The 25,404-nt window shown below is 65.3% G+C and carries 17 protein-coding genes; 6 read left to right on the forward strand and 11 right to left on the reverse strand.

Translation table 11 applies throughout. From position 1 onward, the window contains the following. Positions 1-5: 5 nt before the first annotated feature. Positions 6-1,322: a sphingomyelin phosphodiesterase gene (locus ACRCYW_RS17740; protein ID WP_438551382.1), complete on the forward strand. Its 1,317-nt coding sequence runs from the start codon at positions 6-8 to the stop codon at positions 1,320-1,322. Then, positions 1,319-2,107, forward strand: a complete 789-nt coding sequence (locus tag ACRCYW_RS17745) for a hypothetical protein (protein WP_438551340.1) — start codon at positions 1,319-1,321, stop codon at positions 2,105-2,107. The genes ACRCYW_RS17740 and ACRCYW_RS17745 overlap by 4 nt, the downstream gene beginning before the upstream one ends. 66 nt (positions 2,108-2,173) lie before the next feature. Here ACRCYW_RS17745 and ACRCYW_RS17750 read toward each other — a convergent pair whose 3' ends face one another. Together ACRCYW_RS17750 and ACRCYW_RS17755 are read right to left on the reverse strand one after the other, a co-directional pair. Continuing rightward, positions 2,174-3,676, reverse strand: a complete 1,503-nt coding sequence (locus tag ACRCYW_RS17750) for an alkaline phosphatase D family protein (protein ID WP_438551341.1) — start codon at positions 3,674-3,676, stop codon at positions 2,174-2,176. A gap of 88 nt (positions 3,677-3,764) precedes the next feature. Next, positions 3,765-4,985, reverse strand: coding sequence for a DEAD/DEAH box helicase (locus tag ACRCYW_RS17755; RefSeq protein WP_438551342.1), 1,221 nt, complete (start codon positions 4,983-4,985; stop codon positions 3,765-3,767). Positions 4,986-5,121: 136 nt separating this feature from the next. Between ACRCYW_RS17755 and ACRCYW_RS17760 the strand changes: the two genes are divergently transcribed. Continuing rightward, positions 5,122-5,691: a hypothetical protein gene (locus ACRCYW_RS17760; RefSeq protein ID WP_438551343.1), complete on the forward strand. Its 570-nt coding sequence runs from the start codon at positions 5,122-5,124 to the stop codon at positions 5,689-5,691. 69 nt (positions 5,692-5,760) lie between these two features. On the opposite strand, the gene tpx is transcribed toward ACRCYW_RS17760, so the two are convergent. Then, entirely contained in the window at positions 5,761-6,264 is a 504-nt protein-coding gene (gene tpx, locus ACRCYW_RS17765) for a thiol peroxidase (protein ID WP_100859384.1), read from the reverse strand. Positions 6,265-6,501: 237 nt separating this feature from the next. On the opposite strand from tpx, the gene ACRCYW_RS17770 reads away from it, so the two are divergent. Continuing rightward, positions 6,502-8,946 carry a zinc/cadmium/mercury/lead-transporting ATPase gene (locus ACRCYW_RS17770; RefSeq protein ID WP_438551344.1) on the forward strand — a complete coding sequence of 815 codons (2,445 nt, stop codon included), beginning with the start codon at positions 6,502-6,504 and terminating at the stop codon, positions 8,944-8,946. Between the two features lie 220 nt (positions 8,947-9,166). Here the strand turns inward: ACRCYW_RS17770 and pulA are convergent, their stop codons facing one another. Then, positions 9,167-13,225: a pullulanase-type alpha-1,6-glucosidase gene (gene pulA / locus ACRCYW_RS17775; protein ID WP_438551345.1), complete on the reverse strand. Its 4,059-nt coding sequence runs from the start codon at positions 13,223-13,225 to the stop codon at positions 9,167-9,169. A 261-nt stretch (positions 13,226-13,486) separates the two neighbouring features. Here pulA and ACRCYW_RS17780 point away from each other — a divergent pair, with 261 nt between their 5' ends. After that, positions 13,487-13,897, forward strand: a complete 411-nt coding sequence (locus tag ACRCYW_RS17780) for a hypothetical protein (protein ID WP_438551346.1) — start codon at positions 13,487-13,489, stop codon at positions 13,895-13,897. 9 nt (positions 13,898-13,906) lie between these two features. Here ACRCYW_RS17780 and dmeF read toward each other — a convergent pair whose 3' ends face one another. Beyond that, a complete protein-coding gene (gene dmeF, locus ACRCYW_RS17785; RefSeq protein WP_438551347.1) occupies positions 13,907-14,845 on the reverse strand; it encodes a CDF family Co(II)/Ni(II) efflux transporter DmeF in 939 nt (312 codons plus the stop codon). A gap of 69 nt (positions 14,846-14,914) precedes the next feature. On the opposite strand from dmeF, the gene ACRCYW_RS17790 reads away from it, so the two are divergent. After that, positions 14,915-15,190, forward strand: coding sequence for a metal/formaldehyde-sensitive transcriptional repressor (locus ACRCYW_RS17790; protein WP_438551348.1), 276 nt, complete (start codon positions 14,915-14,917; stop codon positions 15,188-15,190). Between the two features lie 27 nt (positions 15,191-15,217). On the opposite strand, the gene bcsC is transcribed toward ACRCYW_RS17790, so the two are convergent. The 6 genes from bcsC to ACRCYW_RS17820 are packed head-to-tail and all read right to left on the reverse strand — an operon-like array spanning position 15,218 to position 25,404. After that, positions 15,218-18,658: a cellulose synthase complex outer membrane protein BcsC gene (gene bcsC, locus ACRCYW_RS17795; protein WP_438551349.1), complete on the reverse strand. Its 3,441-nt coding sequence runs from the start codon at positions 18,656-18,658 to the stop codon at positions 15,218-15,220. Next, positions 18,643-19,740 (reverse strand): cellulose synthase complex periplasmic endoglucanase BcsZ, encoded by a 1,098-nt coding sequence (gene bcsZ, locus ACRCYW_RS17800; protein ID WP_438551350.1) that lies wholly within the window; start codon positions 19,738-19,740, stop codon positions 18,643-18,645. Before bcsZ ends, bcsC begins: the two co-directional genes overlap by 16 nt. A 12-nt stretch (positions 19,741-19,752) precedes the next feature. Beyond that, entirely contained in the window at positions 19,753-21,978 is a 2,226-nt protein-coding gene (gene bcsB, locus ACRCYW_RS17805; protein WP_438551351.1) for a cellulose biosynthesis cyclic di-GMP-binding regulatory protein BcsB, read from the reverse strand. Then, positions 21,975-24,542, reverse strand: a complete 2,568-nt coding sequence (bcsA, locus tag ACRCYW_RS17810; protein ID WP_438551352.1) for a UDP-forming cellulose synthase catalytic subunit — start codon at positions 24,540-24,542, stop codon at positions 21,975-21,977. Before bcsA ends, bcsB begins: the two co-directional genes overlap by 4 nt. After that, positions 24,536-25,204 carry a cellulose biosynthesis protein BcsQ gene (gene bcsQ, locus ACRCYW_RS17815; protein ID WP_438551353.1) on the reverse strand — a complete coding sequence of 223 codons (669 nt, stop codon included), beginning with the start codon at positions 25,202-25,204 and terminating at the stop codon, positions 24,536-24,538. The genes bcsA and bcsQ overlap by 7 nt, the downstream gene beginning before the upstream one ends. Next, positions 25,195-25,404, reverse strand: a complete 210-nt coding sequence (locus ACRCYW_RS17820; RefSeq protein WP_438551354.1) for a hypothetical protein — start codon at positions 25,402-25,404, stop codon at positions 25,195-25,197. The genes bcsQ and ACRCYW_RS17820 overlap by 10 nt, the downstream gene beginning before the upstream one ends.

Raw genomic sequence — 25,404 nt, forward strand, 5'->3', positions numbered from 1 at the left:
AGATGATGCACCTGCTCCCCCGATACACCGCCCTGATCTTCGCCGCTTCCCTGCCGTTGCAGGCGCTGGCCGATACCGATGTCTATCTCACCAACAACGGCCCCGAGCCCCTGCAACTGGAGATCCGCCAGAGCGGCAGCGGCCAGTTGCAGCAAGGCAGCCAGTGGACCCAGCACAGGACGGATCTCGGCCCCTGGGAGAGCGCCATGGTGCTCAGCTTCAATCGCTACGAGGGGGTCAAGGCGGGGAAGAACTATCTGTTCGAGACCCGGGTCACCACAGCCGGCGGTGACACCTATCGTCTCAACCAGCTGATGGAGGGCACCTGGTGGAACACCACGCTGCAACACGGCGGCGAGACCCCCACAGGCGCCTCCGGCTGGCAGAGCGATCGCGCCATCCACCGCCTCCCGGGGCCCCAGGAGCTCGCCTTCGCCGCCAAGTTCACCGGCCGCTACGACGATCTGCACTATATGCTGACCCCGCCCAAGCGAGTGGAACAGCCGGAACCCGCCGAGAACAGATTAAAGGTCGCCAGCTACAACATCTGGGCCCTGCCGGTGATCGCCTCCAGCATCGGCGAGCGACTGACCCTGCTGCCCGATTACCTCAAGGGTTACGACGCCCTGCTGCTGCAGGAGGTGTTCGACGGCCGCCGCGAAGGCTTCCTGCAGGCCCTGGCCAAGGAGTATCCCTACCAGACCAAGGTGCTCGACAAGCCGGGGGTCAACATTCACGATGGCGGCGTGGTGATCGTCAGCCGCTACCCCATAGTGCGGGAGGCCCAGTTCGTCTATCCCCAGTGCACCGGCACCGACTGCTTCGCTGACAAGGGGGTGATGTACGCCGAGGTGATCAAGGGGGGCAAGGCCTGGCACCTGTTCGCCACCCACACCGCCAGCTTCGACACCGACGAGGCGCGCAGGCTGCGCCAGATCCAGTTCGGCCAAATCCGCTCCCTGGCCGCCAGCCTCAAGATCCCGGCCACGGATACCGTCATCTACGGCGGCGACTTCAACGTCAACAAGCGCAAGTTTGCCGATGACTACGCCAACATGCTGGCCAACCTCAATGCTCATGAGCCCGCCTATGGCGGCTATACCGAGGCGACCTTCGACCCCAGGCTCAACCCCTATGCCGGCGGCCCCCTCTCCGGCGGCGCCAACGTCGAGTACCTGGACTATCTGGTGGTCAGCCGGGAGTACGGCGCCGCCAGCCATAACCTCAACAGCGTCTGGATCCCGCGCTCCAGCGATGGCAGCCTCTGGCCCGCCAGCAACCTCTCGGATCACTTCCCGGTCAAGGGGGAGATAGCCCGATGAGACGGCGCTACTGGGTCCTGGCCCTGGCCATAGTGCCGCTGGTGTTGCTCAACCTCATCTGGCAGGACGAACCGGCGGGCTCAACGGGCGCTGAGGCCAGCCAAAGCAGTGCCAGCCCGCAGCAGGCGATGTCAGCATCCTTAGAGCCCATCTCGGCAGATGCGCCATCGTCGGTAGTCACCAGCAGCCAGACGCCCGCCCCGGCCCCCAGCTGGCGGGCACTGCCACAGGAGGCCGAGGAGCGACTCGCCAGCGAGATTCAGGAGAGCGACCAGCCCCTGGACGAGCGGCTGGAGAACTTGATAAACGTGGAGGCCCAGTGGCCGAGCGAGGGGGAGAGCCTGACCCTGCTGCAGGGGCGCTACGCCGAGGCGCTGGCACAGCTGGCCAGCGAAAGTGAACAACTGACTCTGACCGAGCGGCTGGCCGCCCTGACCCGATTGCAGGACGCGTGGGCGGCGCAATACCCGGATCTGGCGGCGGATCTGTTCAACCCGGACGCCCGCTTGTTGCAGGCGCGCCAGCTGTGGGGGGATGAGGAGCTCGAAACCCTGGCCCGTCACTTCCTGCCCGCCGAACGGGCCGAGGCCAGCCTCGGCTTTGCCAGGGCGCGCCAGCAGCAACTGGATCAGCGCGGCCGCTACCAGCAGCAGCTGGCCGAACTGGAACAGCAGTTGGCGGCGAGCCAGGGAAACATGGATTCAGCGCGCTGGCAGCAGCACAGGGAGGAGGTGCTGGGCCAATTCAGGCGCGACTTCTTCGCCCAGGAGCAAACCAGCCCCTGATGCCGGAGGCGCCGACACCCACAAAAAGGGCCCGTATGTGGGCCCTTCTCTTGTCACTCAACCCCATCAGGCCAGGGGATAGCTGGCATCCAGCCCGTTTTCGCAACGCCAGTTGGCCCACAGCTTGCCGTCCGTGCCCATCTGCAGGGTGGCGAAGTTGCGGGTGCGCAGATAGACGGGGGCGCCGAACGGCTTGATGAGCTCGGTGCGGATCAGCCGGCTCTCGTCCAGGTACTCTGGGTTGTCGTTGGTCATGGCGAGGATCCCCATCCACTGAAACTGGGTCGGACAGGGATGGACTATGCCGGAAGAGACCAACTGGTGCAGGTTCAACACCCCCTCCCGCTTGTCCTGAATGACCCCGAGACACCCCACGTGCACATCCCCGGACAGGATCAGGGTCTTGGGCTCCAGACTGGTATTTTTGTCCGCCTTGGCATTCTTGCGCCGCAACCTGGCATTGTCCAAGAGCCGCATGATGAGGCGCGCCCTCTCCCCCTCGTGGGCCTTGGCGCGCCAGTGATCCTTGAGATCATCGGTCAGCTCCTCCTCCCAGGGGGTGGCATCCAGCGCCGCTTCGCTGAAGGAGAAGTCCCGATAGACCACGGGCACCCCGGTCATGACCAGCAGATCCCCGCTGCTGCAGCCCGCCAGCGCCTCGTTGACCTGATCCCACTGGGATCGGCTCATCACCTGGGTCAGGGTGCGGGTGGCGCGGTTGTCCAGGGCCAGGATCTGGTAGCCCCGAAAGCTCAGCCGCCAGGAGTGATGATTCAGAGCCTTGTCCAGCAACGCCGTGTTGGCGCCGGTGCGCAGTTGGAACAGCCGGAAATATTTGGCAGCGGCGGCATAGATGGCCTGATAGACCTCGCAGCCTTGCAAGTCATCGGGGTAGCTGCCCCAGCCATCAAAGATGTCGTGATCGTCCCACATCATGGCGCTCGGCACCCGGGCCAGCATGAAGGCGACCTCGGGGCGGCCCCACTGCTTGCAGTAGAGCTCGCAATAGAAGCGGTCCAGCTGATCCACCATGGTCCGGGTCGCCTTGCGCTTGACCTTCTCCGCCCTGTCCAGCTCATTCCAGGCTTTGATGGTCGGCACCGAGGTCCAGAGGGAGTCCGCATAGACCTGATCACCCCCCATCAGCAGCAGGGAGAAGGGATGGGCCTTGTGTTCGGCAGCCAGCTTGTCCCACATGGCGTAGGGGGCCGGGGTGGAGGTGAGCAGTTTGAAATCGGAGAAACCGTTGCAGGAGGCGTAGCCTATCAACACATTCTCTTTCTTCCCCGGCAGATAGAACTGCCACTTATCGTACCCACCGAGATCTTGCGCTGGCTTGTCGTCCAGCAGGATCTCGTAGTCGATGGGGGTACCGGCCTTCTTGGGGCTCGCCTGCCAGACCAGCCGCCAGAAGCTCCCTTTCGGGGTGTCCGCCTGCTTGCCGGCGGCCAGCACCTCGCCGTTGATCCTCACGGACGCGCGCTTGCAACCGGCTTCCGTCATGAAGCAGAGGCTGTATTGGGTCTCTGATTCGAGCCCCAGCAAGGGCCCCATTACCAGACTGGTCATTCGTCATCCCTCCATGGTGAAACCCATGGAGCATAGCGAAACGGTATCTATTTGATACTGACCAGTTGGGCGAGCAGAAGGCTTGGGCTTAGCCTCTGCTCTTGAACTGCTTGACGCTGCGCTTGGCCTGGGTGCGTCTATTGGCCTGCTTGTCGCGCGCGGGGCGCTTGCTCTCCCCGCTGGATGGCAGATCCGTGACCGGGAAGCCGGGCAGCTCGGCCAGCGGCAGCTCGCGCCCGGTCAGGGTGCGGATGGCGGCCAGGGTATCGGCCTCGCCGTGGCACACCAGGGAGATCGCAAGCCCGCTGCGACCAGCCCGGGCGGTGCGCCCGACCCTGTGCACATAGACGGGGGCGCTGGCCGGCAGGTCCAGGTTGATCACCAGGGGCAGCGCCTCCACGTGGATGCCCCGTGCCATCAGATCCGTGGCCACCAGCACCCGCACCTTGCCGCTCTTGAAATCCCCGAGCGCCTGCTCCCGCACCGCCTGCTCCTTGTCCCCATGCAAGGCCGCCACAGGTATTCCCGCCTTGGCAAGCTTGCGGGCCACCCCGTCCGCGGAGTCACGGGCACTGATGAATACCAGCACCTGGGGCCAATCCTGTTCTTTCAACAAGGCGATGAGGGCCGGCACCTTGCCGCTCTTGTTCACCAGATAGAGCCGCTCCTCGATATCCTCCGCCACGCTGTTGAGGGGATCCGCTTCGAGGCGGCGGGGGGCACGCAGCAAGTCGCTGGCCAGGGTCTCCAGCTCGGCCGGCAGGGTGGCGGAGAAGAGCAGGGTCTGGCGAGTCGCCGGCATGGCGTTGAGTATCACCTGGATATCGGGCCAGAACCCCATCTCCAGCAGGCGGTCCCCCTCATCCAGCACCAGCATGCGCAGCTCATCCAGCCCCAGAGCCTGCTGACTCAGCAGATCCCGCAGCCGGCCCGGGGTCGCCACCAGCAACTGGGGCCCCAGTGCCAGCTCACTCGTCTGCAGCTCCTGCGCGACCCCGCCGCACAGGGTCAGCACCCGCAGCCCCAGAGCATGGGCCCCCGCCTTCAGCGCCTCGCTCACCTGGGTCGCCAGCTCCCGGGTCGGTACCAGCACCAGGCCCTGCATCTGTGGCTGCGCCGGGTTCAGTCGCTGCAGCAGGGGGAGCCCGAACGCCAGCGTCTTGCCGCTGCCGGTGCGGGCCAGGGCCAGCAGGTCATCCCCCGCCAGCACCGCCGGGATCGCCAGTCGCTGTATGGGGGTCGGCCTTTGCAGGGTGGCCGGCAAGGTGGCCAGCAAGGGGGGGGAGAGTTCTAGTTCGCTGAAGGTCATGGCGCTACATGGATAAAGAAGTGGGAGGCGAAGTCTAGCCAGCGATGACCGGCCAGTGCAACAACCATGGACAATCCTGGCTCCCTGTGGTGTTCTTTTTATCAATCCCCCGACCCTCATTCAGGAGTACAGCAAGATGGTCACCCCCTTCCCCCGCACTCTGGTTGCCACCCTGCTGGTCCTTGGTCTGGTCGTCCCCTTCTCTGCCCAGACCCGGGCCTGTGGCTACGACATGCTGGTGGGTGATCCCTTCGCCACGGCCTGGCCGGGGTCGCTGGATGTGGCCATCGCGACCGCCAATGCCATCTCCTCCCACCGCATCAGCCCCATTCCCCCGCTGGCGGGAGGGGAAGGTTTCGTACGTGCCCAGCAGTGGCTGCTGCAACTGAAAGACCTGCTGCAACGGGCCGATCAGCCAGGGGGCTTCTCCATCCTGCTGGTGGACTCCGGGCTCTGGTCGAAGATGAGGGGCAAGGAGGTCTTGCTGCTGCAACTGCACAGCCCGGCCCCCACCCCACAGGATCGGGTGGTCATGGTCAGCGAGGCGGGGCTCAATGCCCTGCTGTCCAAAGAGATCACGGTCGAGCAGGCGCAGCAGCTCGGTGTGCTCACCCTGCAGCAGGATCCCGGTCAGCAGCTCGGCCTGCACCTGCACAGGGCGCTCGCGCCAACGGCAACGGATGCAGACACCTCAAAAACCGGATAAAAAAACGGCCCGCTCACAGAGCGGGCCGTTTTACTTTCGACACATCTACTCGCGTAGACAGAGTCGTTATCAGGCCAGGGCAGCCAGGGCGGCGGCGTAGTTCGGCTCGTCGGCGACTTCGGCCACCAGCTCGCTGTGCAGCACCTTGTTGTCGGCATCCAGCACAACAATGGCACGAGCAGCCAGACCCACCAGCGGGCCGGAGGAGAAGGCCACACCGTAGTCCTGCAGGAAGGAGACGCCACGCAGGGTGGAGAGGTTCACCACCTTGTCCAGACCTTCAGCGCCGCAGAAGCGAGCCTGGGCGAACGGCAGATCGGCGGAGATGCACAGCACAACGGCGTTGTTCAGGGAGCTGGCCTGTTCGTTGAACTTGCGCACGGAAGTCGCGCAGGTCGGGGTATCGACGCTCGGGAAGATGTTCAGGATCTTGCGCTGACCGGCGAAGTTGGCCAGGGTCACATCGGACAGGTCCTTGGCAACCAGGGAGAAGGGCTTGGCCTGCTCACCGGCAACGGGGAAGTGACCGGAGACGGAGACAGGGTTGCCTTGCAGGGTGACGGTATTGCTCATGTTATGTCCTTGATTATTGATTGAGGATCCGGGCTCCCAGTATAGGCCCAGCCGAGAGGGACAAACACCCGTCAATGACAGGGATTTAAGAGGCTGACCATGGATTGAACCGACAAGAGTCCTTTCGCACTGGCAGGGACAAGAAGTGGCTTGACCTTGGACTAAACACCAAGGTTTACACTCGGCTCAGATATCCAGGATCTCGCACCGGCGTGATCCACTCAAGAGGGACTTCATATGAGCAAATCCTGCTGCAACCATGCACATGCCGCCTCCATCAAGGCGATCAGCAAGGCCGCTTCCCACCAGAGCGAGCATCAACACGACAGCCACTGCTGTGATAACGCGGCGCCCGTCAGTGGCTGCACCAGCCAGGCTCCCCATGACCATCAGGCACACGGCGAGAGCGATCCGCCGGGAGATGAAGAGCCCCCCAGAGGGAGTTGCAGCGGCCAGGCCTGTTGCAGCGCTCAGCCTCAAGTTCCCGACCATGCCCATGCCCATGATCATGGGCATCAAGATGCGCACGGCCATCATGACCACGACGATGCTCCCGACCAGCTCGCCCCCTTGCATGAGCCAGCGCAGAACACCAGCCGCCACAGCTGGCAAGTATTGGGGATGGACTGCCCCAGCTGCGCTCGCAAGATAGAGACAGCTGTCGGCCGGGTCGCCGGCGTGCAACAGGCACGCGTGCTGTTTGCCACCGAGAAGCTGGTGGTGGATCTCGCCCCCGGTCTCTCCCCCGATCCCATCACGGCCGCCGTGCTGGCCGCCGGCTTCCAGCTCAAGGGAAATTCCCAGACCGCTGATGCCAAGCCACGCAGCCCCCTGATGACACTGCTCGGCAAATACTGGCAGCCCCTCTCTCTTGCAAGCTTGATGCTGGTGGCGGCGCTGCTGCCCGATGCAGTCGGCAAGCCGCTGTTTATTCTGGCCACCCTGTGGGGGCTCTGGCCCGTCGCCCGCAAGGCCTGGGCCCTGACCAAGAGCGGCTCCCCCTTCGCCATCGAGACCCTGATGACGGTGGCAGCCGTCGGTGCCCTCTTCCTCGGTGAGACCGCAGAAGCGGCCATGGTGCTGCTGCTGTTCATGCTGGGGGAACATCTTGAGGCCTATGCCGCCGGTCGCGCCCGCGCCGGAGTCACCGCCCTGATGGCGCTGGTTCCGGACAAGGCCCTGCGCATTCGCCAAACCCCTGAGGGCGAGCTGTGTGAAGAGGTGGCCGCCGACGAGCTGCGCCCCGGCGACATCATAGAGATAGCACCCGGTGCCCGGCTGCCCGCCGACGCCCGTCTGCTCGATACCCTCGGGGCCTTTGACGAGAGCGCCCTGACCGGTGAATCCATCCCGGTGGAGCGCAGACAGGGGGACAAGGTGCCCGCCGGCAGTCTGGCGGCGGATCGGGTGCTGCGCCTGGAGGTGGTCTCCGAGCCCGGCAACAACGCCATCGACCGCATCCTGCATCTCATCGAGGAGGCCGAGACCCAGCGCGCCCCCATAGAGCGCTTCATCGACCGTTTCAGCCGCTGGTATACCCCGGCCATGATGCTCGTCGCCCTGCTGGTGGTGCTGGTACCCCCCCTCTTCTTCGGCCAGAGCTGGGATGAGTGGATCTATCGCGGGCTGGCGCTCCTGCTCATCGGCTGCCCCTGCGCCCTGGTGATCTCCACCCCGGCGGCGGTCACCTCTGCCCTGGCGGCGGCTACCCGGCAAGGGGCCCTCATCAAGGGAGGCGCGGCGCTGGAGCGGCTGGCCCACGTCGATACCGTCGCCTTCGACAAGACGGGCACCCTGACCCTGGGCAAGCCGCAGCTCACTGAGCTGATCAGCCTGGATGGCAGATCCGAGTCCGAGTGGCTGGCGCTGGCCGCCGCCATCGAGCAGGGCTCCCATCACCCCCTGGCCCGCGCCGTAGTCGCCGCCGCAAACGAGCAGGGGCTGACCCTGTCTAGCGCCACGGACCTTCGTGCCCTGCCCGGCATGGGAGTGGAAGGGCGTATCGACGGCGTGCTCTGGCAACTGCTGGCGCCGAGCCGGGTTGAATCGCTGGATGACGAGACACAGACCAGGATCGCCACCCTGGAGCAACAGGGCAAGACAGTGGTCCTGCTCTGCCAGGCGGGGGCCGCACCGGTCGCCCTGCTGGCGCTGCGCGACCAGATCCGGCCCGAGGCAGCCGCCGCGCTGCAAGAACTGAGCGCACTTGGGCTGCAGAGCCTTATGCTGACCGGGGACAACCCCAGAGCCGCCGAAGCCATCGCCGGCGAACTCGGCATGGGCTGGCGCGCCGGTCTGCTGCCGGAGGGCAAGGTGGAAGAGATAGCCAAGCTGGCCCGGACGCAGAAGGTGGCCATGATAGGGGACGGCATCAACGACGCCCCCGCCATGAAGCGGGCCAGCATCGGCATCGCCATGGGTGGCGGCACGGATGTGGCGCTGGAAACTGCAGATGCGGCTTTGACCCACAACCAGCTCGGCGCCCTCGCCGCCATGATCCGATTGTCCCGCGCCGCACTCGCCAATATCCACCAGAACATAGCGCTGGCGCTGGGGCTCAAGGCCATCTTCCTGGTCACCAGCCTGCTCGGCATCACGGGCCTGTGGATAGCCGTGCTGGCCGACACCGGTGCCACCGCCCTGGTCACCGCCAACGCCCTGCGATTGCTGCGCAAGCGCTGATCCCATCTACCCTGTCCCTCGCCGGAGCAGCAGAAACAAAAAGCCGCAATGAGAGTTGCGGCTTTTCTGTATAAACCCGGCAGAAACCGGGCCAAAAAATCAAGGCGCGGCTGATGATGGCAGTCCGCGCCTTGTGCTTACGCTCTCGGCTTATCCCACCCTTGGCGAGGTGGAATTCAATCCGGGGCTGCCGAGCCAGTCCCGGACTCGATGGGTTGGCTTACTTGGGGGTGCACTCCTGGATAATGACGGTACCCACTTCGCCAGAGGCCTTGCTCGGATCGACCTTGATGAGGAAGCTCCACAGACCGCTGTCCAGCGTGACACTGTTGTTACCCATGCCACCATCCCCATGCTGCAGCGGATAGGATTGCTCGGCGCTCAGGGGGAGCAACTTGCCACCCGCATCCTGGACGTAGAACTGCTTGCTCCAGTTGGCGTCGTCGTTGGCAAACTTGAACTCGAAACTACCCGCATAGTTGAACGCCGCCTGGTAGATGGCCAGGTTGCCATCCATCCCCTTGTAGTTCAGCTGGTAGGCAGCCTGGGCATTCCAGCTGCTCAGGCTGCCGCGCACATAGAGCGGGAAGCCAAGCGGATTGCCTGCCACCGTATCCAACACCTTGCAGGCTTGAACCGGTTCGGTGTAGCTGACGCTCAGGCTGGGTTTTTCCTTGTTCATGGCCGTGAACACGAACTTGTAGGTACCGGCCTTGTCGACATTGAACGGCAGATCCCCGCCATTGGCGCAAAGCACGCTGACTTGGCCTGCCGCCAGCTGATCGGAATCGCTGCATTTGCCGTAATTGATGGGCCCGCCCCAGTCGCTACCGGCGATCTTCACCTGAGTCGATCCCAACTGATCGGTAGTCACTTCGGTGGTGAACTCATAAGTAAAGTTGCCACTGAAGTTCATCTTGTTCACCGGATCCCACTGGTTCAGGAAGCCGCGCACGAAGACATCGGTATCACCAAACGGGGGTATGGTGCTCAAATCCGTCTTCTTGCCCACCGGCAGGCCCGTGCCCTGAGCGCCGGCCTGGGGTTTGACGAAGACGGCGGCAGACCAGGCCCCCAGAGTGAGCTCACCGCTGCCGACGGAGGCGCCGCTGGCGATGCTGTCGCTGCCGCGATGGGCACTGCTCAGCACCATGCCGGAGAGATCGATGGGCTGATCGTTGCCGTCACGGAAGTCGCCGATGCTCTGAGGCGCGTTGGTGGCGTTGATCATCACCACCAGGCCGTCGATGGCGGGATCCAGATCCGCGCCGGCACTGGTACCGTCATCCACGCTCATCACGATGAGGCCCGGGATCTGATCCGGCCCCGTGTTGCGGAAGTCGACCCGCTTAATCACCTCGGCACCGCTACCCAGACGCAGCAAACGGGAAGATTGGCGCAACTCGGCCAGCTCCTGATAGAAGCCCTGCATCGCCTGCATCTGGTCCGGCGTCGGCTTGCTGTGCTGGCCGAGCACCTGCTCGATCAGCCCATAGTTGGCCTCATCCTTGTCCTTGCGCGGCAAGCCCTTGTCAAAGTTGTTGTCCCCCAGGGTGTAGTCAACCCGGTTGTACCAGTCACCCGAGTCATAGCTGTCCCGCTCCATGGATTTGGAGCGCAGCAGTTCAACCCCTGCGTGAGTGAAGGGGATCCCCTGCCCCAGCATGGCGGTCGCCAGCGACACCCCTTGCATACGCACCAGATCGGCGTTTTGTGGAGCCTTGTAGACCAGGTTATCGAACAAGGTCTGGTTGTCGTGCTTGTCGACATAGTTCTGCACTTCGGTCGGATCCTGGGCATAGCCCGCCGCCTGACCGTTGTAGTCGATGTCCGAGCCCTTCTTCGGAATGCCGTCCTTGTCGGTCAGCACGAACTCCTTGAGGTTGCCCGCCATGCCGAGGCGCACCAGATCGGACTGATGCAGGGCGGTGGCGAGTTCCACACCGTTCACCTCGTTGGGATCGACGAAGGCACCGTTGCCGAAGCCCTGGGTCTTGCGAATGCCGTCGCCGCCGTCAAAGGGACTGCCGCCGCGCACCGCATCCCGCAGCCGGTCCGAGAAGGAACCGATGCCGGTACCGCCGAGGTGTTTCTGGGTCGCCTGCACGAAGCGCTTGTCGTTCTCCACCTCGCCGAAGTTCCAGCCTTCCCCGTAGAAGTACATCTCGGGGTTGACCTTCTTCACCTCGGCCAGGGCCTGCACCATCTGATCCTTCGGATGGTGGCCCATCAGGTCGAAGCGGAAGGCATCGATCTTGTAGTCCCGCGCCCAGGTGACCAGGGAGTCATCCATCAGCTTGGCGAACATGGCGTGTTCCGGCGCCGTGTTGGAGCAGCAGGTGGAGTTCTCCACCGAGCCGGTCTCCGGGTTCAGGCGCTGGTAATACCAGGGCACTATCTTGTCGAGCACAGACTTCGGACCCAGCCCCGCCTCGTTGGTGTGGTTGTAGACCACGTCCATCACCACGTTCATGCCGATGTTCTGCTTGATGGCCTGCACCATCTCGCGGAATTCCTTGATCCGGACTGTCCCCTCCGCATTGGTAGCGTAGGAGCCTTCCGGGGCCGTGTAGTGGTAGGGGTCATAGCCCCAGTTGAAGGAGTCCACCCCGCGCAGATAGCCGTACAGCTCCTGCACCACCGGGTTTTCCTTGCTGTCTGTGGTCTGCAGATCCGTCAGTACGGATTCTATGGTCTGGCCGCCGCCGCAATGGCTGGCGAACTTGGAGTTTTTCACCTCGGGATTGACCTCGCACAGCTTGCTGAAGTCGTCGCCGATGTTGGCCACCTTGGCCGGATCCTCGTTGACGGTGGCGATGTCGAACACCGGCAGCAGGTGCAGGTGGCTGACGCCGCTCCTGGCCAGGGATTGCAGGTGCTTGACCGGCACACTGTCGCTGTCGGTCAGCCCCAGGAACTTGCCCCTGTGCTCGACCGGAGTGGACTCGTCGTTGCCGGTCAGATCCCGGACATGGGCCTCATAGATGACGATGTCGGCCGGATTGGCCTGGCTGTGGGGCGCCTTCAGGCTGTCCCATCCCTCGGGTTTGAGGGCCGGATCATCCAAGTCCACCACCTGGCTGAACTCGGAGTTCATGGCGAGGCTGAGGGAATAGGGGTCGGTAACCTGATAGGACTCCAGCTTGCGGCTAAGCGGATGGTAGACCTGGATGTCGTAGCGGTAATACTTGCCCACCAGATCGCTGCCAGCCTGTAGGCTCCAGCTGCCGCTGGCCTCGTCTTGTGTCATGGTCCGCTCGCCGAGGGACTGGTGCTTCTCATCGAACAGCGCCAGCTTGACCGACTTGGCGGTGGGGGCCCAGAGCCGGAAGGTGACATTGCCACCCTCGACGATGGCGCCATAGCTCAGCTTGGTCGCGGCCTCGGCGTAGACGGCGTCGAGGGCCCCGGCGCTCTGCACCAGGGTCGCCCCCTGCAGCACGCCGCTCGCGTCCGTGCCGATGGCCACCAGCTCCCCCTTGAGCAGGGGCTTGAGATCCTTGCCAGACGGCAGCGCGAAGGCGGCGGCATCCTTGAGGTGCGGATACTTGGCCTGCTGCTCGGCGGTCAGGCTGGTGGGGGTCAGCTTGAGATAGGGGAAGTCGAACACCCCCTCGCTGTTGGCCGTGATGGTGCCGGATTCGGTGTAGTAGAGGCGCACATGGGGTTTGTCCTTGCCCCCTTGCCAGATCAGGGTGTTGCCGTCGATCAGATGGGCACTGGCCCCGGCCACGCCGAAGGCGGCGGTGAAGGCCTCGGCGCGGCTGCCGAAGATCTCGTTCTTGCCCGCGACGATTGCCACGGTGCGGTCCGGATGATCGCTGAATACCACCTTCATGTCGGCGCCGGTCAGGTTCGCCAGCTCGCCGTTACGGGCGATAAAGTTGATGCAGCCTTCCATCTTGGAGAGGGGCACCACCCAGGCGGGGCCGAAGCTGTCTGCCGCCGACGCCGTCTTGCTGGCATCGTCCCAGCTCGCGTTCAGGCCACCCTCGGCGGTGGCATTGCAGGCATCGTTGTTCCACAGGTGCAGGCTGTGGCCGGCGAAGGGGCCGTCGATACTGCGGGCCGCGCTGGTCTGGGTGTCGACCAGGGCGATCACCGCCTCGTTGGGGCCGGCCACCAGCAGCTCGGCCGGCGGTTGCATATTGGGAAGGCGAGCGACGGGCTCATCCTGAGGAGTGGGGGTGGAGGACGAGGAGCTGTTGTCATTACAGCCAGACAAAAGCGCGAGCAGTGAGGCTGTTACCAGCGCCACTTTGGTCTTTTTCATATCCATTTTTTTATAATTCCCGCTGTAGTTAGTCTCGATAGACGAGTACCCGGCCGTGGCCGAGCGGTGCCATATTAATCAGCGGGGATTGCCGTAAATGTGAGCAGGTCGGCAAAAAAAACCAATCTCATTCAACAAGATAACGTTTTCATAACGAAAATTGGAGCGAGCTCACAGACCAGAGCCAAAATATGCCGCATCACCAGATGAAGCCAGTTCATGGTAGAAAAAATCAATTCCGATCAAATGGATAGAGAGGATTAACGGATGACGCGCATCGAAGATCAGGCGAAGCGGCTGGACGCGGATTACCTGGCCCTCAGCCAGCTGTTTGACCAGTTTTGTCAGCTGGCGGGGAGCCTCGCCGAGCAGTATCACTTCTTCAACTGGCCGGATTACGAGGACACGCCTCCCCTCTCTCGCGCCTTCACCCTGCTGGGGGAGCCCAGAGCCTTGCGGCTACGCTGCCAGCCCGGCGAACGGGGCAGCCTCCACGGCCTCCTGCAGATAGTGGATGAGGAGGGGGAGATACATGCCAGCCTGGGTTACCATGCCGACGGCCAGTTGTTGCTGGAGTCTGGCCGCCTGCTGGACAACCCGCCGGCACTGCTGCTCAAGCTGCTGCTCGGCACCGTCTGGCATCAGGCTCCCCATGAGGGCGTGCGCCAGCCCCACTGATCCCTCCCCCTACTCCGGGGCTATCTCTATGGTGAGGTGTACCAGCTCCTCGTGGATGGCGAGCCGCTCGCGGATCTCGCTGGCCGGCACGGGCGCCGCCATCGTCAGGGATAGCACCCCGGCATACTCCCCCTGCCCGACCCGCCACACGTGCAGATCGCGGACCTCGGCGCCGGGCAGCTCGGCAATCACTTCCCGGATCTCCGCCACCACGGGGGCATCCATCTCCGCATCCAGCAACACCAGCCCGGTATCCCGCAGCAGGCCCTTGGCCCAGACCGCCACCAGCACGGCCCCCACTATGCCCATCAGGGGATCCAGCCAGTCGGCCCCCCACAGCATGCCTCCCACCAGCGCCAGTATGGCCAGCACCGAGGTCAGGGCATCCGCCAGCACGTGGAGGTAGGCGGCGCGCAGGTTCAGATCCCGATGGCCGTGCTCATGGTCGTGATGATGATCGTGCCTGTGACCATGGTCGTGGCCATGGTGATGGCCGTGATCGTCCTTCAGCAGCCAGGCGCAGGCGAGGTTGACCAGCAGGCCCAGCAGGGCGATGCCGATGGCCTGCTGATAGTGGATGGGGCTGGGGTCCAGCAATCGGGCCACAGATTCGAACAGCATCAGGCCGGCCACCCCCACCAGCAACAGGGCGCTGGTGAAGCCCCCCAGCACCTCTATCTTCCAGGTGCCGAAGCTGAACCTGTGATCCCGGGCATAGTGACGGGCGGCGCGATAGGCCAGCACGGAGAGGCCGAGGGCCAGGGCGTGGGAGCTCATGTGCCAGCCATCGGCCAGCAGAGCCATGGAGTTGAAGATCCAGCCGCCGCCGATCTCCGCCACCATCATGACGGCGGTGAGCAGTACGGCCCAGCGGGTCTTCTGTTCGGCCAGGGGATTGCCTCGATAGACCACGGGTTGGCAGCAGTGTTGCGATGCGGCGGATGACATGAATTTCTCCTGCAAGATGGAATGCAATATACTATACCCCAGTATAGTTTTATTGTGCGAGAGGATCCCATGTCACACACGGTACACGACAAGAAGAAACTGCTGGCACGGGTCAGGCGCATCAAGGGACAGACGGGGGCACTGGAGAGCGCGCTGGAGCAGGAGAGCGACTGCGCCGCCATTCTGCAACAGATTGCGGCCATCCGCGGCGCGGTCAACGGCCTGATGCTGGAGGTTCTGGAGGGCCATATGCGCGAACACCTGGGCGCCGCCGAGGCGACTCCGGCCGAGCGGCTGGAGGATCTGGACCAGGTGGTACGAGTGCTGCGCACCTACCTGAAATAACTACGCCCGACGAGTCGGGCGTATGGGTCAATCGAAGTCCGCGTAGGGAGTGAGCGGCCGGGGTGGCATGTCGAGATCCCCCTGCCAGGGCTTGAAGGTATAGCGCAGGAAGAGGGTGGCATGGCTGGGGGCATAGTCATCGGCCTGCTGGATATCCACCCGCCCGCCGATGCGCCAGTGATCCGTCAGCCTGTGCTCCACGATGGCGTTCAGTGTGTAACCGAAGCCACTGCTGCTGCCGCCTTTCACCGGCGCATCTCTGTCTGGCAAGCCGGCCGGCAGCAGACCTTCCAATGGGTAGCGGCGACTGTCGTCGGTGCGGGAGTGGGACCAGGATCCCGAGCCCCCCAGCTCCCAGGACCAGTCCGCGGTGCGTTGCCGGTAGTTGACCGGCACCGAGAGCGAGAAGTAGCCCTGCGGACTGTAATAACCCCCCTGCCCGAGCGTATAGCCGCTCAGATCCTTCTGGTAGTGCCACAGCATGCTGCTGAGCCCAACGCTGACCCTCCGGTTCGCCTCGTTGACCAGCTTGTAGTAGGTGCCTCCCATAAGGCGGGAGCGCCAGTTGTCCGGCACATTCTTGCCGGTCAGCAGGTGCTGCTGGGCACTGCCCCAGAAGCCGATGGCACCGCCGAGATCGTGGCTGAGATCGATGCGAACCCCATTCGCCCGTACCCCGCCCCAGCGGATCCCGGTGCCGGGATCGACCGTGCCCGAGTAGGAGAGCAATGAGCTGCTGACGGGACGTCGGGAGAGGGTGAGCCCCCAACCGAGATCCCCCAGGTCCCCTTCCACCGTCGCGCCGCCGACCCAGTCCACCACCTCGAAACCGAGCGGCGTGGTGCCGAGATCGAAGGCCCAGACCCCCCCGTGCCAGCCTGCCGCCAGAGTGGTGCCGGTGTTTTGCTGATGCTCCTGCCCGTAACAATCGCGGGCGGCACAGGTGCCGAACTCCTCCCGGTAGGGGGAGGCGGGCAACTTGCCGGCATCCATGTCCACCAGTTCCAGCCGGCCGAAGAAGGTGCCACCGGCCAGCGGGGTATCCAGTTGCAGCATCTGGGTCAGGGCGCGCAGATCCGAGAGGCCCCCGGTGCCGCTGGATCCCCAGTAGTCGCTGTCGAGGGAGACTGTGGTCTGGCTCTGCCGGTAGTGCCTGTCAAGATCGCTGCGAAGGCCAGAGGCCAGCCACCCCTCCCCGTCCCGACTGCGGGCAAGCCGGGTCAGTGCGGCCTCGTCCAGATCTTCGCGAGGGGCGAGACCGGCGGCCACCAGCCCCTTGCGATCCCGCTCGATGGCCCCTTCCGTATCGCCGGCGTCGAAGCGCTGGCGGGCGGCGTCGCGCCAGAACAAGGCCGTCTGTTCGGAGGCGGGCTGCCCCCGTACCAGGGGTTCGTAGGTGGCAAAGATGGCTTGCGCCTTCTCTTCCTGCCCCAGCGCCTGATAGAGGTTGGCGACCCTGCGGTAGAAGTTGAACTCATCCGCCGGCAGCGGGCTGACCGGCCAGACGGGCAGCCAGCCGAGGGCCTGTGCCTCGTCCCCCCTGGCCTGCATCAGCTCGGCCATGCCAAGCCTGGCTTCGTCCTGCTGCGGGGAGCGCGCCAGCACCTCCCGGTAGTGCCCCTCCGCCGCGGTCCAGTCACCGCGAGCGGCGGCCCACTCCGCCAGGGTCAGGGAGACCTCTTCATCCGGCAACAGGGGTCGCAGCAGCCTCTCGGCCCCGCGCTCATCCCCGCGCTCGTGCAGCGCCCTCGCCTGCGCCAGCACCTCGCCGCGGGCGAGTCGTTCATCCAGCTCGCGCATGTCCGCCGACCAGGTCCGGGGCGGTACCGCCGCCAGCAGAACACGCGCCTCGGTGTTCTTGTCCTGGCCCGAGAGGTAGAGGGCGGTAGCGTAGCGCAGGGAGATCTCCTGCGGCCGCGCCGCCAGCTTGTCTCGCAGCAACTTCTCCCCCCCGGAGGCATCGCCGAGGCGGGCCCGGGTCACCGCCACCCGGTAGGCCAGCCAGACATCGTTCGGGGTGAGGGTGAGCGCCTGCTCACGCTGGGCGAGGGCCTGCTCCAGCTTGCCGGCCTGATCCAGGGTATCGGCCTGGGACTGCAGCAATTCGGATCTCAGCCGCCCTGCTTCTTGCTGCCAGGCCGGATCCCGGCTCTGGGCCAACAGCGCCAGCGCCTGCTCCGGATCCTTCTCCTTGTACAGTTCGAACAGCCGGGCCAAAACCCTATCCCGGGCCCCCAGGCCAAGCGCCTTGCGATAGGCCGCTTCGGCCTCGGCCTCACGGTGCAGTGCCAGCTCGGCATCCCCCAGACCCAGCCAGGCCTCGGATTCCCTGCCATCCTGCTTGATGGCCTGGCGATAGAGGCCGCGCGCCTCCTCCCCCTGCTGCCGTTTGGACGCCTGCTCGGCCTGATCGATCAGCAGCCAGTAGCGGTTGGTGGCCAGCAGGCTGCTCCATTTATCCTTGTTGGTCACATCGGGGTGGCGCAGTAGCCGCTCGAACTGGGCGATGGCCAGCGCCCGCTGGTTGTTGCGGGAGTAGGCCTGCCCCAGTGCCCCCATCAGCTCGGGATCATCGGGATTGGCGGCCAGCGCCCGCTGCAATTCGGCGATGGAGGCCTTGCCCCCCTCGTTGCTGGCCAGCGCCTGCTGACGCGCGCGATAGGCGGGGGAGGCCCACTTCGCCTCCTGCTCGGCGAGCAGCGCCATGCCCTGCTTCGCCTCGGTGCCCGTGCCGAAGGCGGCAATATAGCGCCGCAACTCGGCCAGGCTGCCGGGCCCGACGGGCAGCTCCTTGATGTTGGCCAGCCAGATCTCGGCGGCTTCGCCGCGGTCGTATTCGCTCCTGGCCATCTGCTCCAGCAGCACCCTGGCCTCCTGCCAGCGGTCATCGGCAAGATAGTTGCGGGCCAGAGCGGCCCGGATCCTGGGCTGGCCCGGGTAAGCCCTATTCAGCGCCTCCAGCCCCGCCATGCCCTTGGCACGCTGGCCGGGCAGGCGCAGCTGCAGGGAGGCGTACTCGATCGCCATCTCCAGGTTCGGCGCCACTCCGTCCACGAACAGGGAGCGATAGAGTTTGGCTCCCTCCTCCAGCCGGCCGGCGTTGACCAGCAGCCTCGCCTGTTGCAACTGCTGGCGCTGCGCCCCGTTGTTGACCGCCAGGTTCGCCATCCCCAGGCGATAGAGGCGCGAATCCGGCGCCAGCTTGCCGAGCCGGGCGAGCAGCGCCTCGGCCTCCTTGATCTTGCCGCTGCGCAGGGCCTGACGGGCCTTGGCTGCCAGCAGCTCGGGGTGTTCGGGGTCGACCAGAGAGAGGGAGTAGAGGGCGTTGCTGACCAGATCCTCCCGACCCGTGGCCTCCCCGATGCGTACCCGTTCCAACAGGGATGAGACCGGCTCGACGGCGGCCTGGGCCAGGTTGCCGCTCACCAGGACGGCGAGCAGGCAACCCAGGGTCAATCGGCTTTGCATGATTCACTCCAGCGGGGTTGCAGGGTGCCATCCTGGGCGAAGCGATAGCGTCCCTGATCCCAACCGGTCCCGAACAGGGTCAGCACGCTGCCGTAGTAGGCATCGCTCTGCACCCCTTGCTGCTTCACCTGCTCCCGCAGGGTGGCCAGGGTCGGTTGTCCCTGAGACAGCGGCAGCAGGGCGGCGGAGAATCCCGCCGGCCCCCGTCCCTGACTCTGGCCCGTCTGGCTGTCGACCCGCTCAGGCACTGCACCGAGTTCGGCGATCCTGGCCTGCATGGGGGCGAAATGGGCCACCAGCGCCCCCTTGGCGGGATCCTCGTCGCTCAGCATGCCGAGCCAGAGATAGACGCGGATGGCGTCATAGCTGCCCTGGGGCCCCTTGTCCGCCACTTGCCAGCCCTTGTCGGTCTGCCAGTCGATCCAGTCCGGGGAGAAGCCCTGGGGGGCGCTCTCCTTCAGCAGCCGGGGCAGCAGGGCCCGCATCTCGCGCCAGGGCCCCTGCAGGCTGGCGAAGCGCGCCAGCAGCTGGGGAGGCAGATAGCTGGGGTTCAGGGTCCAGCGATCCCCTGCCGCAAACCCCTTCATCCCCGGCAGCATCACGGGGCCAAGGCCAGGCAGCAGGGCCACCTCCTCCCGGGCGATGCGGCGCAGCAGCATGGTGCCGATGGAGAGGTAGCTGTGGTTATCCCAGAGCCGGCCCGCTTCCAGCAGGCTGTAGGCTATCCAGAGATCCGAGTCGGAGGCGCTGTTTCCGTCGAGCACACCCCAGCTGCCATCCTCCTTCTCTCCCCACAGCCAGGCGGGCAGGAAACCGGTCAGATCGCCGCTGGCGAGGTGCTGCTCCGTCCACCCCAGCAGGCGGGCGAAGGTCTCCCTGTCGTCGTTCACCAGGGCGAAGAAGAGGCCATAGCTCTGTCCCTCGGAGGTGGTGATGCGCCGCCCCTCGGCGGGGTCGATGACCCGTCCCTCCTCGCTGATGTAGTGCTGGCGAAAATGCTGCCACTCTGGCCAGTCACAGGCCGCCATGGCGGGCACGGCACCCAGGACCCACAACAGCAGCAGGGCACATAGTTTTTTCATCTGATTCATCACTTAGTCTTCCTTCAGACGGCGGCGGCTGGCGCTGGCCAGCAATACCCGCAGCCCCCAGCCCAGTACCAGCATGCAGAGCAGGGTCAGGCCGGCGAGGCGCATGGGATAGTTGGCAAACAGCTGCCAGACCCGCTCCCACCAAGGCAGATACCCCACCTCGTAGCGATCCCCCACCGCCAGGCTCTTGACCCCGGACTCGCGGATGATGGCGACCGATCCGGCCACCTCGCCGCGCAGGGTGGCGTTCTGCAGGGTGTCGTTGAGCAGGGTGAAGCCGGCGGCTCCGTCCGCCAACAGGGCCACCAGGCTGCGCTGATCGTGGGTCGGGGATTGCAGCCCCAGGATGGCGGCGATGGCCTCGTTGCCGTTGATGCCTACCCTGGCCTGGGGCTCCCGGTCGGCCCGGGAGTGCTGCACCTCCTCCCGGTAGGTGCGATTGGGCTGATTGACCCAGCTCATGGTCGAGGCCAGCAGGGCGTCGGGCTCGGCATCGTGCTGGAACTCCCTCGGCAGGGAACCGATGAGCAGGGTATCGAGGTCCGCCGTCCGTGCCTGTTCCCAGTCATCCAGGACTCGCAGGGAGAGAGCGGGGTAGCCGGTCTCGGCACCGATGGCGCCGGCGGCGTCGAGCAAGGTGGTGATCTGGGCTGCATGGGGCTTGGCGGGCATCACCACCTGGGTCTCGGCGAGATCGGCCATGCGGCTGAACGGGAAGCCCGCGTTGGCGAAGACCTTGAGATCCGGCATCTCGATGAAGTGGCGATAGCCGGTGAAGTCGATGGTAGAGCTGCCATCCATCCGTACCTGATGGGCGGGCGGCAACACCAGATCGCAGCGGCCATTCGCATTGCCCCCCATGGACTCCTCGGCATATTCGAAGCTGAAGCTGAGGTTGTTGACCTGGCTGGTCTTGAGGCCCGGCATGCGCAGGGCCCTGGACTGTTCATCGCCGGCGAACCAGAGCGGCAGAGTGAGCAGTTGCTCGCTCTTGAACTCACCGGGCTCCAGGGGGAAGGACTTCATGAACTGGCCGTTGACCGCCACGTCCAGGCGCGAGCCGTCCCTGATGATGGGGGCGGTATGATGGTACTGGAGGTCGGCCTTGATCCCCCGGGCTCCCAGCAGGTAGAGATCGGGGGGCAGGCGCAGGGTCAGGCTCATGGGCCAGAGCTTGCGTCCCGTGGCCTGCAGCTGGCCCTGATAGTCGGTCAGCTCGTCGAAGCGCATCTTGCGATCCAGCCGCACCCAGTTGGGGGCATCATAGGGCTGGCGCGGGGCAAGTTGCTTGACCTCGTCCACCCGCACGCTCTGGCCCCGCAACAACACATCCCCCTGTGCCAGCCCCTTGACCGCCGTCAGCAGATCCTGCTGATCCCGCCCCAGCACCAGCAGCAACTTCACATAGGGGTTGTCCGGGGAGCTGATCATGTCGATGGTCGGCCCCTTCACCTTGGGGTAATCCACCAGGAAATCGGGTCTGCGCTCATTGGTGGCGAAGACCACGCCGTTGCGATCCGGCAGCCGGTCGATCAGCACGGGGAAGTGCTGGCCGCGCCACTGGGCCTTGGCTCCGAACCAGGAGGCTAGCACGGCCGCCGCCTGCTGCTGCAGGAGGGGCACCTCGCCACTGAACATCATGGGCAGCACCAGCTTGCCGTTGTCCCGCACGTCGAGGAAGGGCATGGGGAAGAAGGAGAGCTCGTTGCGCACCGGCAGGGTCTGCAGCTGCAGGTTCAGCTTGCTGTCGCGGTTGATGTTGAGCCAGAGGGTGCTGCTCGACGGGTTCTCGCACACGTTCTGGTAGTGGCCGACGAAGCTCACCTTGAGGCGGTTGAAATCCTTGGCATAGCGCGGATCCAGCTCGATGTGGGCATGGTTGCGCTCCCCCATCTGCTCCTTGGTGAAGGCGGTCACCCCCATCAGCTCGTCGTTGAGGTACACCTTGACCTGGGAGATGAGCGGCAAGAGGGAGGGGGACGGGGTGAAATCGAGATCCAGGCTGGCCTTGGTGACCACCTGGTCCCGGCGCACCGTGAAGTCCGCCAGCCCGTCCGGCGCATTGCCCCGCAGGGAGAGGGTACCCGGGGCCGAGGCCATCTGCTCGAAGCTCAGATCCTGGCTGCGCACCGGCGCGGACACGGGCGGCAGGGGCCCGGCGGCCTCGGCAGCCAGCGCGCTCTGGGTCATCAGCAGGAGAGGAATAAAATAGCGTTGTGGTTTCATCATCCTTTCACTGTCTGTGGGGTCGGAGCCTGGGACCGGTAATCCGGCGAGACGCGACGTGGAACGAAGGAGAGCAGCCAGCGGGCCAGCTTCTCGAGCAGGATACAAACGGGTTCTAACGGTGAGCTGCGGGCCAGGCGCCAGTAAGCCCCCCAGCCCAGCAGCGTGATGTCGATCAGGCTGTGCAGCGGCCTGTCCTTGCCGAGTCGCTGCTGCCACAAAGACCAGGTGTCGGCCCGGGCGAAGGTGCACTGGATGAAGTCGATGTTCTGCTGCTGCGCCATGGGCTCCAATTCCAGCCCCAGCTTGCGACCAAACACCCGCTGCACCTTGGCGGCGAAGGCCTGCTCCCGCTGGCCGTTGCGCAGCAGCAGCCAGACCCGCTCCTTGCCGACCAGGGGCAGCTGATCGTCCAGCAGCACCCCTACCCCGCCGTTGGAGTAGTCCTTGAGGGTACAGGGGTAGAGATGACCGTTGGCCAGCTTGATGGCCGCCGGCATCACCATCTCCACCCTGGGATTGGAGCGCACCTGGCGCGACTCGAAGGCCACCGCCAGGGCCCCCCCCAGTATGGTCATGTTGTAGAGGGTCCAGATCATGCTGAGGATCAGGGTCAGGATCTCATCGGCGGGCCCGGTCAGGATGCGCCAGACGCCGAACCCCAGGCCGCACAGGCTGAGCAGGATCAGGATGAGATAGGGACGGGAGACCGACAGATCCAGGTAGACCTCCTCCGTCATGCCCCCCTTGGCGGTCACGTTGAACTTGCCCTTGTGGGGAGCAAACAGCGCCACCGTGGTGGGACGGGCTATGTACCAGGCCAGCACGGTTTCATACACCTCCCCCCAGAAGGAGTGGCGCACCTTGCCCTGCAACCGGGAGTTGGTCAGGGCGCTGTGGAAGATGTGCGGCAGCATGTAGAGGGCGATGGCCGCCGCCGGCGCATAGATGATGTAGGCATGCAGGATCAGGAAGGCCAGGGGCGCTATCAGGAAGATGAGCCGCGGAATGCCGGACAGGAAGTGCAGCATGGCGTTGAAGTAGCAGAGCCGCTGACCGAAGTTGAGCCCCTTGCCGAACAGGGGGTTGTCCAGACGCAGGATCTGCACCATGCCGCGGGCCCAGCGGATGCGCTGGCCGATATGGGCGGACAGGCTCTCCGTGGCCAGCCCCGCCGCCAACGGGATCCGGATGTAGGCCGAGGTATAGCCGAGCCGGTGCAGGCGCAGCGAGGTGTGGGCATCCTCGGTGACCGTCTCCACGGCGATGCCGTCGATCTCGTCCAGGGCCGAGCGCTTGATGACGGCGCAGGAGCCGCAGAAGAAGCTGGCGTCCCACATGTCGTTGCCATCCTGCACCAGGCCGTAGAACAGGGCCCCCTCGTTGGGCATCTTGCGAAACCGCTGCAAGTTATGCTCGAACGGGTCGGCCGAGAAGAAGTGGTGGGGGGTCTGCACCACCCCCAGCTTGGGATCCCGGTAGAACCAGCCCACCGTCATCTGCAGGAAGGAGCGGGTCGGCAGGTGGTCGCAGTCGAAGATGGCCACCAGATCCCCGGTCGCCTGCTTGAGGGCATTGTTGATATTGCCCGCCTTGGCGTGCTCGTGGGTCTCCCGCGCCACGTAGCGGATCCCCGCCCCTTCCGCGAACTCGCGAAACGACTCCCGGCCCCCGTCATCGAGCAGCCAGATGGTGAGCTTGTCTTTGGGCCAGTCGAGCCCCTGGGCCGCATAGACGGTCCCCCTGACGATGGCGAGATCCTCGTTGTAGGTGGGGATCAGCAGATCCACCGTCGGCCACTGGGACGGATCCGCCGGCAGGGGGGCCGGGGGCCGGTGCAGGGGCCAGGCCGTCTGCCAGTAACCGAGCAGCAGCACCACCCAGGCATAGGTCTCGGCGAACAGCAGCAGCAGGCCGCAGGTGAGGCTGACCGGATCGAACCAGTCCAGGGTCGAGGTGTAGCGCCACCAGATATAGCGGCAGGAGACGGTGAGGGAGAGCACCATCATCATCAGCATGGGGTAGCGGCCCGGCACGGCCCGCAGGATGAAGGCCATCACCACCAGCATGATGACGAACATCAGCTGCGCCCCCAGGGTAAAGGGCTGGGTGATGCAGAGCAGGGAGAGGGTACCGGCCACCACGCAGAGCAGCACGCTCTTCCAGCGCGCCTCCCTGGGAGTGGCGCGGGCGGCGGCCAGCCCTTTCTCTTCCTGGCGCAGCAGGAAGCTGGAGAGCCCCTGGGTGCCCCGTTGCCAGGCACGCTGCCAAGAGGCCGGCCAGCGCAACGGTATGGGTTCGGGCCGGCGCACGATCAACCAGAGGCTCTGCAGCAGGATCCGCAGGGGATCCCCCGCCTTGGGCCGCCTTATCTGCGGATAGAGGCCGCGGGCATGGCTCAGCACCCACTGCCAGCCGTGACGCTCCAGCGGGAACAGGGTCCAGGCCAGCAGCCAGAGCAGGGTCAGGCTGACGCCCCCCGCCCGGGAGGCGCCACGGCGACGCAGAGCCCGGTAGCGCTCGGCACACCAGATCCCCGCGGTCGGCGTCAGCAGCCAGGCTAGCATGGGGTCCCCTCGTCCCGCTCCAGGCACCAGAGCGCCAGGGAATTCAGCTCATGGGCGATCAGGCTGGTGGGAGCATAGCGGCCCACCGGCTGCTTGGCCGCCATGGCCTCCGCCATGGCCTCGTCCCGATGCAGACGCAGGGTGAGCAGGGGCAGGTTGCCGGCCAGCCAGAGATCCAGCAGATCCTGCTGCAGCGCCCGCCTGCTGGTGAACTGGGTGACCAGCAGCCGTTCGTCGGCCGCCAGGGCATGGTCATAGAGGCGCACATGACAGTTGGCATCGGCGTTGACCACGGTCAGCAATCGGCCGGGCAGCGCGAGGGGAGCCCCCGCGGGCAGGTCCAGCAGCAGCAGATCATAGCCATCGATCGCCCCGAGCCAGTCCGCTCCACCCTGGGACCGTGCGCCGCCATGGGGCAGCAGATCCAGCCCGCTCTCGTAGTGATGCAACATGGTGCGCCACTCCTGGCCGGGGGCGGCAAGCCGGCTCCAGCCCCTGCCATCGTCGTGGGGCAGGCCGAGGTGGATACCGAGCAGGTTGTCGGGGCAGAGATCCAATGCCAGCACGCGTGCACCCTGCTCCCGGGCGGCCCAGGCCAGCCCGGCCACGATGGAGGTGGTCCCCACGCCTCCCCGGATCCCCTGCAGAGCCACTATGTGCATTTGCGGCTCCGTTGTATGTCCAGCTCAGCCAGCAGCGGGAAGCGCTCGCGCAGGGCGACGAGGTGTTCGTGGAGGGCGATGTCCTGATAGGCCAGCTGGACATCGAAGGCCTGCTGCACCATGGCCACGTCGCTCACCAGGCCCCCCTCCACCGGCACGCCGAAGGGGGCCCGCACCGTCTGCGGCTTCTCAGTTTGCAT

Origin of the sequence: Aeromonas sp. (genome assembly GCF_051657805.1) — a bacterium.
In the GTDB taxonomy this organism is placed as follows: domain Bacteria; phylum Pseudomonadota; class Gammaproteobacteria; order Enterobacterales; family Aeromonadaceae; genus Aeromonas.

What these genes read in the sequence shown, in the direction of transcription:
- pulA (WP_438551345.1), bottom strand. Translation starts at nt 13,225, where the DNA reads ATGGATATGAAAAAGACCAAAGTGGCGCTGGTAACAGCCTCACTGCTC.
- ACRCYW_RS17790 (WP_438551348.1), top strand. Translation starts at nt 14,915, where the DNA reads ATGTCACACACGGTACACGACAAGAAGAAACTGCTGGCACGGGTCAGG.
- dmeF (WP_438551347.1), bottom strand. Translation starts at nt 14,845, where the DNA reads ATGTCATCCGCCGCATCGCAACACTGCTGCCAACCCGTGGTCTATCGA.
- bcsA (WP_438551352.1), bottom strand. Translation starts at nt 24,542, where the DNA reads ATGCTAGCCTGGCTGCTGACGCCGACCGCGGGGATCTGGTGTGCCGAG.
- bcsB (WP_438551351.1), bottom strand. Translation starts at nt 21,978, where the DNA reads ATGATGAAACCACAACGCTATTTTATTCCTCTCCTGCTGATGACCCAG.
- bcsQ (WP_438551353.1), bottom strand. Translation starts at nt 25,204, where the DNA reads ATGCACATAGTGGCTCTGCAGGGGATCCGGGGAGGCGTGGGGACCACC.
- ACRCYW_RS17820 (WP_438551354.1), bottom strand. Translation starts at nt 25,404, where the DNA reads ATGCAAACTGAGAAGCCGCAGACGGTGCGGGCCCCCTTCGGCGTGCCG.
- ACRCYW_RS17780 (WP_438551346.1), top strand. Translation starts at nt 13,487, where the DNA reads ATGACGCGCATCGAAGATCAGGCGAAGCGGCTGGACGCGGATTACCTG.
- ACRCYW_RS17755 (WP_438551342.1), bottom strand. Translation starts at nt 4,985, where the DNA reads ATGACCTTCAGCGAACTAGAACTCTCCCCCCCCTTGCTGGCCACCTTG.
- bcsZ (WP_438551350.1), bottom strand. Translation starts at nt 19,740, where the DNA reads ATGAAAAAACTATGTGCCCTGCTGCTGTTGTGGGTCCTGGGTGCCGTG.
- tpx (WP_100859384.1), bottom strand. Translation starts at nt 6,264, where the DNA reads ATGAGCAATACCGTCACCCTGCAAGGCAACCCTGTCTCCGTCTCCGGT.
- bcsC (WP_438551349.1), bottom strand. Translation starts at nt 18,658, where the DNA reads ATGCAAAGCCGATTGACCCTGGGTTGCCTGCTCGCCGTCCTGGTGAGC.
- ACRCYW_RS17760 (WP_438551343.1), top strand. Translation starts at nt 5,122, where the DNA reads ATGGTCACCCCCTTCCCCCGCACTCTGGTTGCCACCCTGCTGGTCCTT.
- ACRCYW_RS17745 (WP_438551340.1), top strand. Translation starts at nt 1,319, where the DNA reads ATGAGACGGCGCTACTGGGTCCTGGCCCTGGCCATAGTGCCGCTGGTG.
- ACRCYW_RS17740 (WP_438551382.1), top strand. Translation starts at nt 6, where the DNA reads ATGCACCTGCTCCCCCGATACACCGCCCTGATCTTCGCCGCTTCCCTG.
- ACRCYW_RS17750 (WP_438551341.1), bottom strand. Translation starts at nt 3,676, where the DNA reads ATGACCAGTCTGGTAATGGGGCCCTTGCTGGGGCTCGAATCAGAGACC.
- ACRCYW_RS17770 (WP_438551344.1), top strand. Translation starts at nt 6,502, where the DNA reads ATGAGCAAATCCTGCTGCAACCATGCACATGCCGCCTCCATCAAGGCG.